The following is a 1,356-nucleotide window of genomic DNA, read 5'->3' as shown; positions in this document are numbered from 1 at the left end:
GGTGGCCATTGAAGAAGGGGCCACCCTGATCCGGCTGGGCACGGCCCTGTTCGGCCCGCGCCCGCCCAAGGCCTGACAACAAGGACTGCGCAGTTATGGCACAACAACTAATCGGATTTATCGGCGCCGGCAACATGGCAACCAGCCTGGCCGGTGGCATGGTGGCGAAAGGAATTCGCCCGGCCCGTATCTGGATGAGCGATCCCTCCAAAGAGCGCCTGGACGAAGTCGCCCAGCTGCACAGGGTGCACGTGAGCGCGGAAAACCGCGACGTGGCCAGTCGCGTCGACGTGCTGGTGCTGGCGGTAAAGCCGCAGATGATGGAGCAGGTGTGCACCGATCTGCGCGACCTGATTGCTGAGCGTCAGCCGCTGGTGATCTCCATCGCGGCCGGCGTCACCGTAGGCAACCTGCGCAACTGGTTGGGTAGCACCCCGATTGTGCGTTGCATGCCCAATACGCCTTCACTGGTCCAGGCAGGGGCCACTGGCCTGTATGCCGCCGATGACGTGAGCGATGCACAAAAAGCCATGGCCAGGGAGATCCTGGGCTCTGTGGGCATTGCTTTCTGGTTCGACGAAGAGAAAGAACTGGATGCGGTCACCGCGGTGTCCGGTTCTGGCCCGGCCTACTTCTTCCTGCTGATGGAATCGTTGATCGAAGCAGCCAAGGCCCAGGGGCTGGATGCGGGGACCGCCCGGCAGATGGTGCTGCAAACCGCCTGGGGCGCCGCTCAGCTGGCCATTACCAGCGAAGTGGGCCCGGATGTGCTGCGCCAGCAGGTCACCAGCCCCGGTGGCACCACCGCTGCCGCGCTGAATGTGTTCGAAGAAGCGGGTTTCCGCGAACAGGTGCAGGCGGCCGTCGCCGCTGCCCGGGAGCGGTCCGAAGAGTTGGCGGGGTAAAAGGCGAGTGACGAGTTTCGAGTTGCGAGAAGCGAACCCCGAAGGTGGTCTTGATTTTCGCAACTCGTCACTCGCTTCTCGTTACTGTTTTTTGTCCACCCTTTGAAATTTGCCCCCATTGCCCCAAACTCTGTCCCAGCTTCTGGCTAAACGCCGGTCAAGACATCGCAACGGAGTGATCCATGAACCCGCAGGGTGCCCTGGTTTTTTTGCTGGATTTTGCCTTCAGCGCTTACATTTTCATCGTACTGACCCGCTTCGTGCTGCAACTGGCCCGGGCGGATTTTTATAATCCGATCTCCCAGTTTGTGCTCAAGGCCACCAATCCGCTGCTCAAGCCTCTACGCCGGATCATTCCTGGTTACGGTGGGCTGGATGTGGCGTCCCTGGTGCTGGTGGTGGGGCTGATCATGCTCAAGGCGGTGCTGATCCTCGGCATCCAGGTGGGCGG

General features: G+C 61.4%; 2 protein-coding genes. Both read left to right on the top strand.

Going from position 1 to position 1,356, the window contains the following annotated elements; translation table 11 throughout:
* The first annotated feature begins 95 nt into the window (after positions 1 to 95).
* Entirely contained in the window at positions 96 to 905 is an 810-nt protein-coding gene (gene proC / locus A3754_RS03440; RefSeq protein ID WP_063518854.1) for a pyrroline-5-carboxylate reductase, read from the top strand.
* 182 nt (positions 906 to 1,087) lie between these two features.
* On the top strand, positions 1,088 to 1,356 hold a 269-nt coding region (locus tag A3754_RS03435), incomplete at its 3' end, for a YggT family protein (RefSeq protein WP_197468423.1).

Source organism: Alcanivorax sp. HI0083, from assembly GCF_001635175.1.
The sequence above is the reverse complement of the archived record's forward strand: the minus strand, read 5'-3'. Positions and strand labels throughout refer to the sequence as shown.